The 14,230-nt window shown below is 62.5% G+C and carries 11 protein-coding genes; 2 read left to right on the top strand and 9 right to left on the bottom strand.

Annotated features, from left to right (window positions below):
• Window positions 1–261: 261 nt before the first annotated feature.
• The 8 genes from JQ580_RS11150 to urtA all read right to left on the bottom strand — a co-directional run bounded on the left by JQ580_RS11150 (window position 262) and on the right by urtA (window position 8,016).
• Window positions 262–1,302 (bottom strand): aliphatic amidase, encoded by a 1,041-nt coding sequence (locus tag JQ580_RS11150; protein ID WP_212280087.1) that lies wholly within the window; start codon window positions 1,300–1,302, stop codon window positions 262–264.
• Window positions 1,303–1,345: 43 nt separating this feature from the next.
• Complete coding sequence (locus tag JQ580_RS11145) at window positions 1,346–1,723, bottom strand: FmdB family zinc ribbon protein (RefSeq protein ID WP_212280086.1); 378 nt, start codon at window positions 1,721–1,723, stop codon at window positions 1,346–1,348.
• 93 nt (window positions 1,724–1,816) lie between these two features.
• Window positions 1,817–3,046 (bottom strand): formamidase, encoded by a 1,230-nt coding sequence (gene fmdA, locus JQ580_RS11140; protein WP_212280085.1) that lies wholly within the window; start codon window positions 3,044–3,046, stop codon window positions 1,817–1,819.
• Window positions 3,047–3,073: 27 nt separating this feature from the next.
• A complete protein-coding gene (gene urtE, locus JQ580_RS11135; protein WP_212280084.1) occupies window positions 3,074–3,763 on the bottom strand; it encodes an urea ABC transporter ATP-binding subunit UrtE in 690 nt (229 codons plus the stop codon).
• Between the two features lie 10 nt (window positions 3,764–3,773).
• Entirely contained in the window at window positions 3,774–4,529 is a 756-nt protein-coding gene (gene urtD, locus JQ580_RS11130; protein ID WP_212280083.1) for an urea ABC transporter ATP-binding protein UrtD, read from the bottom strand.
• 10 nt (window positions 4,530–4,539) lie between these two features.
• On the bottom strand, window positions 4,540–5,679 hold the full coding sequence (gene urtC, locus JQ580_RS11125) for an urea ABC transporter permease subunit UrtC (RefSeq protein ID WP_212280082.1): 1,140 nt from the start codon (window positions 5,677–5,679) through the stop codon (window positions 4,540–4,542).
• Between the two features lie 17 nt (window positions 5,680–5,696).
• Complete coding sequence (gene urtB, locus JQ580_RS11120; protein ID WP_212280081.1) at window positions 5,697–6,623, bottom strand: urea ABC transporter permease subunit UrtB; 927 nt, start codon at window positions 6,621–6,623, stop codon at window positions 5,697–5,699.
• Window positions 6,624–6,756: 133 nt separating this feature from the next.
• Window positions 6,757–8,016 carry an urea ABC transporter substrate-binding protein gene (urtA, locus tag JQ580_RS11115; protein ID WP_212280080.1) on the bottom strand — a complete coding sequence of 420 codons (1,260 nt, stop codon included), beginning with the start codon at window positions 8,014–8,016 and terminating at the stop codon, window positions 6,757–6,759.
• A 169-nt stretch (window positions 8,017–8,185) separates the two neighbouring features.
• Here urtA and JQ580_RS11110 point away from each other — a divergent pair, with 169 nt between their 5' ends.
• Complete coding sequence (locus JQ580_RS11110) at window positions 8,186–11,557, top strand: hybrid sensor histidine kinase/response regulator (RefSeq protein WP_212280079.1); 3,372 nt, start codon at window positions 8,186–8,188, stop codon at window positions 11,555–11,557.
• Window positions 11,541–12,467, top strand: a complete 927-nt coding sequence (locus JQ580_RS11105; RefSeq protein ID WP_212280078.1) for a response regulator — start codon at window positions 11,541–11,543, stop codon at window positions 12,465–12,467. The genes JQ580_RS11110 and JQ580_RS11105 overlap by 17 nt, the downstream gene beginning before the upstream one ends.
• 231 nt (window positions 12,468–12,698) lie before the next feature.
• Here the strand turns inward: JQ580_RS11105 and JQ580_RS11100 are convergent, their stop codons facing one another.
• On the bottom strand, window positions 12,699–14,201 hold the full coding sequence (locus JQ580_RS11100) for a flavin-containing monooxygenase (protein WP_212280077.1): 1,503 nt from the start codon (window positions 14,199–14,201) through the stop codon (window positions 12,699–12,701).
• Window positions 14,202–14,230: the final 29 nt, after the last annotated feature.

Here is a 14,230-nt window from a genome sequence, read left to right as displayed (position 1 = left end):
GGCGACGACGCCGGCGGCCAAAGCAGCGACGCAGCGCCGATGCTGCCGCCTCAATAGCTCCTCTACCCGCACGCGACGCTCCCCAGCTGGTTCCGCAGGGGAACTTAGGCCAAGAAGAAGTCCCGTAGAACTACGGATCGGCCTGAACGCGCCAGTTTGAGCCGCAACCAAGGCGGAATCTGGCGATCATGTTGCAGCCGCGCCACGCCTTTCCGGGCTGAATTCCCATTCCGCGCATCAAAGGGGGGGGGGCGCAAGAGCTCAAAAATTGGAGGCCGCCGACCCGTTCGGGATGCCGTCGATCGGACACTCGTCGGTCCCAGGCGTCGAGCGGGTCATCGCCTCGACCATGTCCCGCGTGCCCTCCGGATCGGCGATCCAGTTCTTGTAGAAATCGTAGGGACAGGCCGCAACGCCGCGCGGGCTCTCGCCGGAATTGATCATGCCGGTGTAGCCGCGGTGAACCAGCTTGTAGAGGTGATTCTGCGACTGGCCGTTGCGGCGCGCATCGCGGATCAGATGCTTCGAGAGCTGCGCGTATTGGATCCCGTAATCCTCCTCGCCGCACTCGCCCAGCGTGCGGCCGTCGAAGCCGATGATCGCGGAGTGGCCGAAGTAGGAATAGACGCCGTCGAAGCCCGCGGCGTTGGCGACTGCGACATAGACGTTGTTGGCCCACGCCATCGCCTTCGAGATCAGGACCTGCTGCTCCTTGGCCGGATACATGTAGCCCTGGCAACGCACGATCAACTCGGCGCCCTTCATGGCGCAGTCGCGCCAGATCTCCGGGAAATTGCCGTCGTCACAGATGATCAGGCTGACCTTCATGCCCTTCGGGCCATCGGAGACATAGGTGCAATTGCCGGGATACCAGCCCTCGATCGGCACCCACGGCATGATCTTGCGATATTTCTGGACGATCTCGCCCTTGTCGTTCATCAGGATCAGGGTGTTGTAGGGTGCCTTGTGCGGATGCTCCTCGTGACGCTCGCCGGTCAGCGAGAACACGCCCCACACCTTCGCCTTGCGACAGGCTTCCGCGAAGATCGCGGTCTCCTCGCCCGGCACGGCGCAGGCCGTCTCGTACATCTCCTTGGAGTCGTACATGATCCCTTGCGTGGAGTACTCAGGGAAGATCACGAGGTCCATGCCGGGCAGGCCGGCCTTCATGCCCACCACCATGTCGGCGATCTTGCGGGCGTTGTCGAGCACCTCGGCCTTGGTGTGCAGGCGGGGCATCTTGTAATTGACGACTGCGACGCCGACCGTGTCGTTGCTGCTGGAAATGTCACCGTGAAGCATTTGAGCGCTCCTGCTTGCTATTCGTTTGAGGTCGTCACTGGCGTCAGTGGCTGATCATCCAGGGTCGCGCCGTGGGAAAACCCTTGGCGCCGCCTTTGGTCTTGGTCACCAGCCGCGCCGGCTTCTTGCTGTCTCGGACGCCCTTGTCCTTCACAGTCTTGCCCGACGAGCAGCAGCCGCAGCCGGGTCCGTGCGAGGCCTTGTATTGCGCGAGCGTCTGCGGCGCATGCGTGCTGCGCTCGTTGACGGCATGCGCCTTGCGCTTCTCCGACGGCATGCAGAAGAAATTCGGCGCAGTGAGGATCACCCGCGGCGCGGACGTCGCACAATGCGGACAGTCCTGCGGATCGTCGCATTCCGCCATCGGGCGCAGGTCCTTGAACGGACCGCAATCGTCACAGAGATATTCATAGACCGGCATCTTGTCGTCCCCACGCTATTGCCTCTTGACCACTCCTCGGCGGCGGATGCGGGGCGGCAAAGACACGCCGTCCCGCATCCCGTCGCGCAGGGATTACTTGTCCGGCGAGATCGGCATCTGGATATCGCCCTTGATGTGCTTGATGGGACCTGCCGACGACGGCATCACGTCGAAGTCGAAGATCTCCGTCGGCAGCCACAGCGTGGCGCAGGCATTGGGCACGTCGACCACGCCGGAGATGTGGCCCTGGCACGGCGCGGTGCCGAGGATCGAATAGGCCTGCGCGCCGGAATAGCCGAACTTCTTCAGATACTCGATCGCGTTGAGGCAGGCCTGGCGATAGGCGATGTGAACGTCGAGATAATGCTGCTTGCCGGCCTCATCGACCGAGATGCCCTCGAAGATCAGATAGTCCTTGTAGTTCGGCGTGATTGGCGACGGCTTGAAGATCGGGTTCTTGATGCCGTATTTCGACATGCCGTCCTTGATCACCTCGACCTTCAGATGCAGCCAGCCGGCCATCTCGATGGCGCCGCAGAAGGTGATCTCGCCGTCGCCCTGGCTGAAGTGCAAATCGCCCATCGAAAGACCGGCGCCGGGGACGTAGACCGGGAAGTAGATCTTCGAGCCGCGGGAGAGATCCTTGATGTCGCAATTGCCGCCGTGCTCGCGCGGCGGCACGGTGCGGGCGCCCTCCGCGCCGATCTTGGCCTTCACATCGCCCTTGGCACGGCCGCCATGTGCGGTCGCTGCGAAAGGCGGGTTGGCCAGGCCGGGCACGCGCGTCGGGTTGGTCGAAATCAGCTCGGCCTCGCGTTTGTTCCAGGTCTCCAGCATCTTCGGATCGGGCAGACAGCCGATCAGGCCGGGATGGATCAGGCCGGCGAAATTGACGCCGGGCACGTGGCGCGACGACGTGTAGAGGCCCTTGATGTCCCAGATCGACTTCTGCGCCAGCGGGAAATGGTCGGTCAGGAAGCCGCCGCCGTTCTGCTTGGAGAAGAAGCCGTTGAAGCCCCAGAGGCTCTCCTTCATTGGGCCGACGTCGAGCAGATCCACCACGAGAAGGTCGCCGGGCTCGGCGCCCTTGACGCCGATCGGACCGGAGAGGAAGTGCACGATCGAGAGGTCGATGTCGCGCACGTCGTCGGCGGAATCATTGTTCTTGATGAAGCCGCCGGTCCAGTCATAGGTCTCGATGATGAAATCGTCGCCGGGGTTGACCCAGGCCACGATCGGGATATCGGGGTGCCAGCGGTTGTGCACCATGTCATTTTCATAGGCCGACTTGGTGAGATCGACCTTGATCAGTGTCTCTGGCATCGAGATGCTCCCCTTTTACACGGTTGGTTAGACGGACAGATATTTCGAGACCTGCGCGGCATCGACGCTGTCGCGCGGGTCGTCCCGGACGATCTCGCCGTTCTCGATCACCAGGACGCGGTCGGCGATATCGAGGGCGAAGCTCAGGACCTGCTCGGACACGACGATCGACAAGCCCTTCTCGTCGCGGATGCGCTTCAGCGTGCGCGCCATCTCCTTGATGATCGAGGGCTGGATGCCTTCGGTGGGCTCGTCCAGCAGCAGGACCTTCGGCTTGGTCGCCAGCGCGCGCGCGATTGCGAGCTGCTGCTGTTGTCCGCCGGAGAGATTGCCGCCGCGGCGGCCCTTCATCTCCAGCAGTACCGGGAATAGTTCGTAGATATCGGCGGGGACCTCGGTCCCGCCGGAGACGACGAGACCGGTCTCGATGTTCTCCTTCACCGTCATGGTGGAGAAGATCATGCGACCCTGCGGCACATAGGCGAGACCCTTGGCCACCCGGTCATAGCTCGGCAGGCCGCCGAGCTCGGCGCCGTCCATGCTGACGGAACCGCTTTTCATCGGCAGGATGCCCATCAGCGACTTCATCAGCGTGGTCTTGCCCATGCCGTTGCGGCCCATGATCGCAACGATCTCGTTGGGCGCGACCTTGACGTTGAGGCCGTGCAGCACCTCGCTCTGGCCGTAGGCGACGTGGAGATCAGAAATAGCCAGCATCGCGCGCTCCTTAGTGGCCCAGATAGACTTCGATGACCTTGGGATCGTTCTGCACCTTCTCCATGGTCCCCTCCGAGAGGATCTGGCCCTGGTGGAGCACGGTGACCTTGTGCGCGATGTCCTCTACGAACTTCATGTCGTGCTCGATCACCAGCACCGAGCGGTTCTTGATGATGCGGTTGAGCAGCTCCGCGGTCTTGGCGCGCTCGGACACGCTCATGCCGGCGACCGGCTCGTCCAGCATCAAGAGGTCCGGATCCTGGATCAGCAGCATGCCGATCTCGAGCCACTGCTTCTGGCCGTGGCTGAGCTCATCGGCATAGGTGTTGAGCTTGTCCTTGAGGAAGATCATCTCGGCGACCTCCTCGACCCGATTCTTCACGAGCTGGTCGCGTTGGAAGGTCAGCGAGCCGAACACGGTACGACCGCGCGGGAAGGAGATCTCGAGGTTCTCGAACACGGTGAGGTCCTCGAACACAGACGGCGTCTGGAATTTGCGGCCGACGCCGGTCTGCACGATCTCGTTCTCCCTCATTTTCGTGAGCTCCTTGCCACGAAACTGAATCGAGCCTGACGTCGCCTTGGTCTTGCCGCAGATCAGATCGAGCACAGTCGTCTTGCCGGCACCGTTGGGGCCGATGATGACGCGGATCTCGTTCTCCTCGACGTAGAAGGAGAGGTCATTGACGGCCTTGAACCCGTCGAACGAGACTGTGAGTCCGGAGACCGCGAGCAGAAATTCCTTGGGCTGCTGTCCAATGAGCATGGTGGTCTCCTCACTCTGCCGGTGCGCCGTCGGCGACCGAATTGTCCTTCCAGTCCGTCTTCGACTTGCGCGAGGCGAACAACCGATCGATGCGCGGCTGCACGTAATCGGCCCAGAGTCCGGACAAGCCGTTCGGGAAGGCCAGCACGACTGCGATGAACAAGGCGCCCAGGCCGAACAGCCAGAGCTGCGGGAAGGATTCCGACAGGCTCGTCTTGGCGAAGTTCACCAGGATGGCACCCCAGATCGCGCCGAAGATCGACATCCGCCCGCCGACCGCGGTGTAGATCACCATCTCGATCGACGGCACAATGCCGACGAAGGACGGCGACATGAAACCGACATTGAGCGCAAACATGGCGCCGCCAATCGCGGCGAACACCGCCGCCATGCAAAAGGCAAAGATCTTGAAATTAGCGACGCTGTAGCCGGAGAAGCGGACGCGGTCTTCCTGTTCGCGCATCGCAACAAGGATGCGGCCGAGCTTGGTCAGGCGAATGAACTGCGCGATGCCGATGCAGGCAAACAGCAGCACCACCTCGACGAAGTACAGGATGACCTTGGCGTGGTCGGGCCGGATGTCCCATCCCTTGAGCGTGCGCAAATCGGTCATGCCGTTGATGCCGCCGGTATAGCCCTGCTGCCCGATGATCAAGATCGTCAGGATCGCGGCGACGGCCTGGGTGATAATCGCGAAATAGGTGCCGCCGACCCGACGCTTGAACATCGCGGTGCCGATGATCAGGGCGAACAGACCGGGCACCAGGATGATGGCGAGGATGGTGAAGGTCAGGCTATGAAAAGGCTGCCAGAAGAGCGGGAGTGACGTGATCTGATTCCAGTCCATGAAATCCGGTATGCCGGGGGTCGACTGTATCTTCGTATTCTCGACGCTGGAGGCCTCGAGCTTGAGGAACATCGCCATGCAGTAGCCGCCGAGACCGAAGAATACGCCCTGTCCGAGGCTCAAAATGCCGCCATACCCCCAGCACAGGACAAGGCCGATGGCGACGAAGGCGTAGGTCAGGTATTTCGCGACCAGATTGAGGCGGAACACGTCCAGCGTCAGCGGCAGGATCACGAACAGCACGGCGGCCAGAGCGATGAAGCCGATGAGTTCGGAGCGATTGAAGAAGCGTGAGTTGATCATGATTTGCCTGCTTCCCGTTATTTGCGGACTTTGAGGGCGAAGAGGCCCTGCGGCCGCAGCATCAGGATGCCGACGACGGCGAGCAGCGTGAGCACCTTGGCCATCGAGCCCGACAAGAAGAATTCGAGCGTCGATTGCGTCTGTGAGATCGAGAAGGCGGAAGCGATGGTGCCCAGCAGGCTGGCGGCGCCGCCGAACACGACGACGAGGAAGGTGTCCACGATATAGAGCTGGCCCGACGTCGGCCCGGTCGAGCCGATCATGGTGAAGGCGCTGCCGGCGACGCCTGCGATGCCGCAACCGAGCCCGAAGGTGTATCGATCGACTTTTTCGGTATTGATGCCGACGGCACCCGCCATGATGCGGTTCTGAACCACGGCGCGCACCTGGCGGCCCCAACGCGACTTGTACATCACGTAGGCGACGCCGAGGGTGATCAGCACGGTCAAGCCCATCACGAAGACGCCGTTGATCGGCACCTCGATGCTGTCTGTCACATGCAGCGATCCGAGCATCCACTGCGGCAGCTCGACGCCGACCTCCCGCGCGCCGAACACCGAGCGATAGGCCTGCTGCAGCATCAGGCTGAGGCCCCAGGTCGCGAGCAGCGTATCCAGCGGACGCTTGTAGAGGTGCCGGATGAGCACCCATTCGACCAGCATTCCCAGCGCACCGGATGCGAGAAAGGCCAGGATCATCGCGAGGAAGAAATAGCCGCTGAACAGGCTCGGCAAATAGGACTGGAAAAGATTTGAGGTCATCCAGGTGACGTAGGCGCCGAGGATCATGAACTCGCCATGGGCCATGTTGATGACGCCCATCTGCCCGAAAATGATCGCAAGCCCGAGCGCCATCAGTACATAGACCGAGAACAGGATCAGTCCTGCAAAGCCCTGCATGACGAAGATGGAGCCGAGATCACCAAGCGAATAGTCGCCGAACATCGATGTCCTCCGTCGGGAAATAGGGTCCCGCGTCGCGATGCAGAGTCGCGACGCGGGGTCTTGCGGCGTGGATTTGCAGGGCCACGCCAGGGAGAGGTTTTGCTTTTGGGGAAGCGGCGAATGAGGCCGCGACTTACTGGTAGCCCTTCGGGAACGGATCGGGCTCGACGAGATCGGCGGTCTCGTAGATCAGCTCGAACTGACCATCGAGCTTGGCGCGTCCCACCCGGGTCTTCGACCAGAGGTGATGATTCTCGTGGATACGCACATAGCCTTCCGGCGCACCCTTGAACTCGACGCCCGGCGAAGCCGCCGCGATCTTGTCGATGTCGAAGGAGCCGGCCTTCTCGACCGTCAGTTTCCACAGCCACGGGCCGAGATAGGCAGCCTGGGTGACGTCTCCGATGACGGTCTTCTCGCCCCACATCTTCTTGAACGCCGGCACGAAGGCCTTGTTGTTCGGATTGTCGAGCGACTGGAAGTACTTCATGCAGGCATAGGCGCCGGCGATGTTCTCGCCGCCGATGCCGTCGATTTCGTCTTCGGTCACCGAGATCGTCAGCAGCGCCTGCTTGGAGAGATCGATGCCGGCAGCCTTGAGCTGCTTGTAGAAGGCGACGTTGGAGCCGCCGACGACGTCGGTGAAGATCACATCGGGCTTGGTCAGCTTGATCTTGTTGATGACCGAGTTGAACTGGGTGTTGCCGAGCGGATAGTACTCCTCACCGACGACCTTGCCTTTCAGCACGTTCTCGACGTGCTTGCGCGCGATCTTGTTGGAGGTACGCGGCCAGATGTAGTCGGAGCCGATGAAGAAGAAGCTCTTCGCGCCCTTCTCCTTCGCGATCCAGTTCAGGCCGGCGAGAATCTGCTGGGTTGCCTCCTGGCCGGTGTAGATGACGTTCTTGGACTGCTCGAGGCCTTCGTAGAAGGTCGGATAATAGAGCATGCCATTATACTGCTCCATGACCGGCAGCACCGCCTTGCGCGAGGCCGAGGTCCAGCAACCCATGATCGCCGCGACCTTGTCGTTGACCAGCAGCTTCTTGGCCTTTTCGGCGAAAGTCGGCCAGTCGCTGGCGCCGTCTTCCTGGATGAACTTGATCTTGCGACCGAGTACGCCGCCCATGGCGTTGATCTGCTCGATAGCGAGCTTCTCGGCCTCGATCGAGCCGGTCTCGGAGATGGCCATGGTGCCGGTCGCCGAGTGCAGGATGCCGACCGTCACCTCGGTATCGGTGACCGCAAGGCCGGTGGTGTTGACCGCCGAGGTCGCCGGGGCCTGCGCAAACGACGCCCGCGGTAGCATCGTGATGGCAGGCACGGCGGCCATTCCCATCAATAATTTGCGCCGGAGCGGCGACAAAAGGCCCTTGTTTGGTTCGTCTGACATGAGCACCCCACTTTTGTTCGAGGACACGCGATTGGTGCGGTGAGGATGGCTCGGATCCGGGCGGCGAAAGCATACGCAAGATCGCGTATACTGCACCGCAAAATGCCGACGTAGGCTTTGGTACGGAATTTGCGAGGGATCAGGGTCCGTATCGGGAGTGGGGTAAGGCGTGGCAGGGCGGCAGCGAATAGACCGCGTCAGGCGACAGTATAACCAATGGGTCGCCAACCAGACGCTGGAAGACTATGCGCTGCGCTTCACCGCCAAAAGCGCGCGGCGCTGGTCCGCCGCCCGGGTCGCCAACACGGCGCTGGGCGCGATCTCGTTCCTGGCGATGGAGGCGATCGGCGGCACCATCACCCTGAACTACGGCGTCACCAACGCGACCGCCGCCATCCTCGTGGTCTCCCTCATCATCTTCTGCTGCGGCGTGCCGATCGCTTATTATGCCGCCAAATGCGGCATCGACATCGACCTGCTCACGCGCGGCGCCGGCTTCGGCTACATCGGCTCGACCGTCACCTCGCTGATCTACGCCTCCTTCACGTTCATTTTCTTTGCGATCGAAGCGGTCATTCTCGCCTCCGCGCTCGAAATGTGCTTCGGGATTCCGCGGCCGGTCGGCTATCTCATCAGCGCCGTCGTCATCATCCCGCTGGTGGCCTACGGCATCACGCTGATCAGCCGTTTCCAATTGTGGACGCAGCCGCTGTGGATCGTGCTCCACATCATTCCGTTCGCGGCGATCGCCTGGCACAACCCGCACTCCTTTACGGAGTGGCGCAAGTTCTCGGGCGAGCACGGCGATCTCAACGGGAATTTCGACCTGCTTCTGTTCGGGGTCGCGGCCTCGGTGGTGTTTTCGCTGGTGGCGCAGATCGGCGAGCAGGTCGACTTCCTGCGCTTCCTTCCGCGCGACCGCCGCGCATCCAGGGCCTCCTGGTGGATAGCGATGATGAGCGCTGGCCCCGGATGGATCGTGCTTGGCGCCCTGAAACTCCTGGCGGGCTCGTTCCTCACCTTCTTCGCGCTCAGCCATGGGGTGCCGCCCGAAGAGGCCGCCGAGCCGGCGCATATGTATCTCGAAGCGTTCCGCTACGTGCTGTCGCAGCCTGATCTCGCACTGGCGCTGACCGGCACGTTCGTGATCCTGTCCCAGGTGAAGATCAACGTCACCAACGCCTATGCCGGCTCCATCGCCTGGTCGAACTTCTTCTCGCGCCTGACCCACAGCCATCCCGGCCGCGTCGTCTGGCTGGTCTTCAACGTCATCGTGGCGCTGCTATTGATGGAGATCGGCGTCTACAAGGCATTAGAGCAAACCTTGGCGCTCTATTCCAACGTCGCGATTGCCTGGGTCGGGGCGCTGGTTGCCGATCTCGTCGTCAATAAGCCGCTTGGACTGCGGCCGCAGCAGATCGAATTCAAGCGCGCGCATCTCTACGACATCAATCCGGTCGGCGTAGGCGCGATGACGATCGCGACCATCGTCTCGATCAGCGCCTTTTACGGCCTGTTCGGACCTACCGCGAAGGCCCTTTCAGCCTTCATCGCGCTCGCGGTTGCCTTCATCGTCGCCCCGTTGATTGCCTGGGCCACGGACGGCAAATACTACATCGCGCGCAAGCCGAAGCGGAGCTGGCAGAACCTCGAGGCGATCCAGTGCTGCATCTGCGAGCACTCGTTCGAACCGGAGGACATGGCCTCCTGCCCCGCTTACGCCGGACCGATCTGCTCCTTGTGCTGTTCACTGGATGCCCGATGCCACGATCTCTGCAAGCCGCATGCGCGCATCCAGGCGCAGATATCGGAGACGCTGGGCAAGCTGATGCCGCAGCCGATCTACGCGCGCATCAACTCGCAACTCGGCCACTATGTCGGCGTTTTTGTGGTCTCTGCCGGTCTCGTCGCTCTGGTGCTGGGCCTGATCTATCTGCAGACCTCGGCAAGCGTGCATGGCGAGAACACGCTGGTCTCCGACGTGCTCTGGAAGGTGTTCTTCTCGCTCAGCATCATCATCGGCGTGGTGGCGTGGCTGTTCGTGCTGGCACAGCAGAGCCGTCGCGCCGCCGAGGAGGAGACCCGAAGGCAGACCACCCTGCTGATTCAGGAGATCGATGCGCACAAGCGCACCGACGCCGAGCTGCAGCGCGCCAAGGAGGTCGCCGAATCCGCCAACCTCGCCAAGAGCCGCTATGTGGTGGGCCTGAGCCACGAGCTGCGCTCGCCGCTGAACGCGATCAGCGGCTATGCCCAGCTGCTGGAGCAGGACACGACGCTCAGCACCAAGCCGCGTGATCAGGTCCGCGTCGTCCGCCGCAGCGCCGATCACCTCTCCGGCCTGATCGACGGCATTCTCGACATCTCCAAGATCGAGGCGGGGCGGCTGTATCTGTCGCGCGACGAAGTGCGCCTCAGCGAGTTCCTGGATCAGCTGGTCGGCATGTTCCGCCTGCAGGCCGCCGCCAAGGGCATCGATTTCGTGTTCAAGCGGCCGGCGTATCTGCCGCTCGTGGTCTACGCCGATGAGAAGCGGCTGCGCCAGGTGCTGATCAATCTGCTCTCGAACGCCATCAAGTTCACCCAAACCGGCAGCGTGCAGTTCGTCGTGCATTATCGCAGCCCCGTTGCGGAGTTCGAGGTGATCGACACCGGCCCCGGCATCCAGGGCGACGATCTTGAACGCATCTTCGCGCCGTTCGAGCGCGGTGCGCTCGGTGTTTCGCAGCCGCAGACCGGAACCGGCCTCGGCCTGACCATCAGCCGACTGCTCGCCGGAGTGATGGGCGGCGACATCAAGGTCATGAGCACTGTCGGCACGGGCTCCACGTTCAAGGTCAAGATCCTGCTGTCGGAGGTCACCAATCCGCAGCGCATCGCGCCGGTGGAGGCGCCGATCTCCGGTTATCACGGCGCGCGCAAGACCATCCTCATCACCGACGACGATCCCGTGCATCGCGATCTGCTGCGCGAGGTGCTGACGCCGCTCGGCTTCATCCTGCTCAGCGCGCCCGACGGCCCCGGCTGCCTCGCGCTGGCGCAGCACTGCCGACCCGATCTGTTTCTGCTCGACATCTCGATGCCCGCCATGGACGGCTGGGCTGTCGCCGAAGCCTTGCGGGCGAACGGCCATCACCAGGCCCGCATCCTGATGGTGTCGGCCAGTGCGATCGAGGCCCATGGCGCGCCGCTGGCGCAGCCCTTCCACGACGGCTATTTGATGAAGCCGATCGACATCCCGCGGCTGCTGGAGACGATCCGCCAGCTCCTCAAGATCGAATGGCAATATGGCTCGGACGAGATACCGGTGTCGTTCTGGCACCCCGAGAGCGGATCAAGGCCCCCGGCGCGACATATCGAGGCGCTGATCGGCCTCGGCCAGATCGGTTACGTCAGGGGCATCCAGCTGAAGCTGGACGAGATCGGCAACGAGCACCCTGAACATGCCGATTTCGTCGCACAGATGCGGTCGCTGGTCGACCGCTTCGATCTCGACCAGTACATGGCCACCTTGAAGACGTTGCATGCGCATGAACATTGAGTCGAAGAAGCGCGACGTCGCGCTCGTTGTCGATGACTCTCCCGAGACGCTGCGGCTGCTCACCGACGCGCTCGACGGCGCCGGCATGACGGTGATGGTGGCTCTCGACGGCGCGGCGGCGATACGCATCATCGACCAGATCACGCCCGATATCGTTCTGCTCGATGCCGTGATGCCCGGCATCGACGGCTTCGAGACCTGTCGCCGGCTCAAGCGCGATGCGGGCCTTGCCAATGTCCCCGTGATCTTCATGACCGGGCTCGCCGATACCGAGCATATCGTGCGCGGGCTCGAGGCCGGCGGCGTCGATTACGTGACGAAGCCGATCGTGATCGAGGAAATGCTGGCGCGCATCCGCGTCCATCTCGGCAATGCCCGCCTGACGCAGAGCGCGCGCGCCGCGCTCGACGTCTCCGGCCGGTTTCTGTTCGCGGTCGATCGCCAGGGCAAGTTGCTGTGGGCAACGCCGCAGGCGCAGAAGCTGCTGTCCGACCATCACGGCGCACAGGCCGACGACTTCGTCCTGCCGCCATCGCTGCTGCAATGGCTGGAGCAGGCCAAGGCCAGGGGCAGCTCGAAATCCCCGGCGGTGTCCTTGCCGGACAATCCGCAGCTTCGGCTCTATTACATGGGTGAAACCGCGCCGAACGAGTTTCTGCTGCGGCTCTCCAGGGAGTCGGGCAGCGCCCTTCCCCCTGAATTCACCAGCGAATTGGGCCTCACCACCCGCGAAGGCGAGGTGCTGGCCTGGCTCAGCAAGGGCAAGACCAACCGCGACATCGCGCAGATCCTGGGCCTCAGCCCGCGCACGGTCGACAAGCATCTTGAGCAGATCTACGCCAAGCTCGGCGTGGAGAACCGGACGGCCGCGGCGGCGATTGCGGCGAATGCGACGCGGAGGAATTCGTAGCGGCGATGGATGTGGTGAGCTGGTACGCGCTCGCCCATCCAACGGTGTCGTCCCGGACAAGCAAGGCGCAGATCCGGAACCCATAACCACACGAAGCCATCTGGCGAGATTTGGAGTGACCCGCTCGCTCCACAACCACTTCCTGGAGTATGGGTCCCGGGCTCGCTTCGCGTCCCGGGACGACAGTGGAGTGCGGGGCGATGATCCTCGTCCCTTACGCAAATCGCGGCCTCAACCGTAGACGAACGCCTTGTCATCCAGATCCGTCTTCGGGATCTCGTCCTTTTCGGTCCAGTAATCCTGGCTGTGCTGCCATTCCGGCTTATCGCCGCGCTTGGGGAGCAGGTCCATGTTGCGCATCATGTAGCCGGGGTTGAAGTTTTCCGGATCGATCCAGGGCAGGATCGGCATGTTGTGGTCTTCGGCGCGCAGGCGTACCTCGACCTTCTTCTTGCCGTTCGCCTTCATATGGCCGAGCAGCCGGCAGACGAAATCTGCGACCAGATCGACGCGCAGCGTCCAGCTGGCGCGGAAATAGCCGAACACCCAGACCATGTTCGGAACGCCTGTGAACATCATGCCGCGATAGGTGACGGTGTCGCCGAAGGCCAGCGGCTTGCCATCGATCTCGAAGGCGATATCGCCCAGCGCGGCGAGATTGAAGCCGGTCGCGGTGACGATGACATCGGCTTCCAGCAGCTTTCCGGATTTGAGCTGAATGCCGTTTTCGACGAAGCCCTCGATCTCGTCGGTGACCACGGAGGCCTTGCCGCTGGCGATGCCCTTGAACAGATCGGCATCCGGCACGAAGGCAATGCGCTGCCGCCACGGCCGGTAGGTCGGCGTGAAATGCGTCTCGACGTCGTAGTCCGGACCGAGCACCGCGCTGATCTGGCCGATCAGTTCCTTCTTCACCTGCTCGGGCTTGGACAGGCAGAGCTTGGTGAACGCATCCTGCTCGAACAATATCTTGCGCCGGACGATCTCATGGATCCAGGCCTCGTCGACCTGAAGCCGGCGCAACTCCTCGGCGATCTCGATGGCGTTGCGGCCAAGCCTGAAATAGGTCGGCGACCGCTGCAGCATGGTAACATGCGCGCACTTGTCCGCGATGTTCGGCACCAGGGTTGCCGCGGTGGCGCCCGAGCCGATCACGACGACCTTCTTGTTCGTGAGGTCGAGATCGTCAGGCCAGGTCTGCGGGTGGACAATGCGGCCCTTGAAGCGATCGGTGCCCTTCCATTCCGGCGTGTAGCCTTCCGAATGGCGGTAATAGCCCTGGCACATCCAGAGGAAGTTCGCGGTGAAGGTCCTGGCCTCGCCCGTGTCGGTCGTCACGGCCTCGATGGTCCACAGATTCTGCTCGCTCGACCAGCTGGCGGAATTGATCTTGTGCTTGTACCGGATGTGGCGCGCGATATCGTTCTCGTCGATCACTTCCTTCATATAGGCAAGGATTTCTTCGGCGGTCGCGATCGGCGGCCCCACCCAGGGCTTGAAGCTGTAGCCGAACGTATGGAGATCACTGTCCGAGCGGATGCCGGGATAGCGATGCGTGCTCCAGGTGCCGCCGAACGTCGCCTGCGTTTCCAGGATCACGTAGCTCGTCCCCGGAAGCTGCTTGTCGATGTGATAGGCGCTGCCGATGCCGGAGATGCCGGCGCCGACGATCAGCACGTCGAAATGCTCAGAAGCCTGTTTGGCCGTGGCGTGACTGCGAACAGCGACATTCATTGTTGCTTCTATGCCTTGCTTGTTTTTGT

This window comes from Bradyrhizobium sp. SZCCT0148 (assembly GCF_018129985.1).
Lineage (GTDB): Bacteria > Pseudomonadota > Alphaproteobacteria > Rhizobiales > Xanthobacteraceae > Bradyrhizobium > Bradyrhizobium japonicum_H.
The sequence above is the reverse complement of the archived record's forward strand: the minus strand, read 5'-3'. Positions and strand labels throughout refer to the sequence as shown.

Coding starts and splice junctions, on each gene's coding strand:
- JQ580_RS11100 (WP_212280077.1), bottom strand. CDS start 14,201: ATGAATGTCGCTGTTCGCAGTCACGCCACGGCCAAACAGGCTTCTGAG.
- JQ580_RS11145 (WP_212280086.1), bottom strand. CDS start 1,723: ATGCCGGTCTATGAATATCTCTGTGACGATTGCGGTCCGTTCAAGGAC.
- urtA (WP_212280080.1), bottom strand. CDS start 8,016: ATGTCAGACGAACCAAACAAGGGCCTTTTGTCGCCGCTCCGGCGCAAA.
- urtD (WP_212280083.1), bottom strand. CDS start 4,529: ATGCTCATTGGACAGCAGCCCAAGGAATTTCTGCTCGCGGTCTCCGGA.
- urtC (WP_212280082.1), bottom strand. CDS start 5,679: ATGATCAACTCACGCTTCTTCAATCGCTCCGAACTCATCGGCTTCATC.
- urtE (WP_212280084.1), bottom strand. CDS start 3,763: ATGCTGGCTATTTCTGATCTCCACGTCGCCTACGGCCAGAGCGAGGTG.
- JQ580_RS11105 (WP_212280078.1), top strand. CDS start 11,541: ATGCGCATGAACATTGAGTCGAAGAAGCGCGACGTCGCGCTCGTTGTC.
- JQ580_RS11150 (WP_212280087.1), bottom strand. CDS start 1,302: ATGCTTCACGGTGACATTTCCAGCAGCAACGACACGGTCGGCGTCGCA.
- fmdA (WP_212280085.1), bottom strand. CDS start 3,046: ATGCCAGAGACACTGATCAAGGTCGATCTCACCAAGTCGGCCTATGAA.
- urtB (WP_212280081.1), bottom strand. CDS start 6,623: ATGTTCGGCGACTATTCGCTTGGTGATCTCGGCTCCATCTTCGTCATG.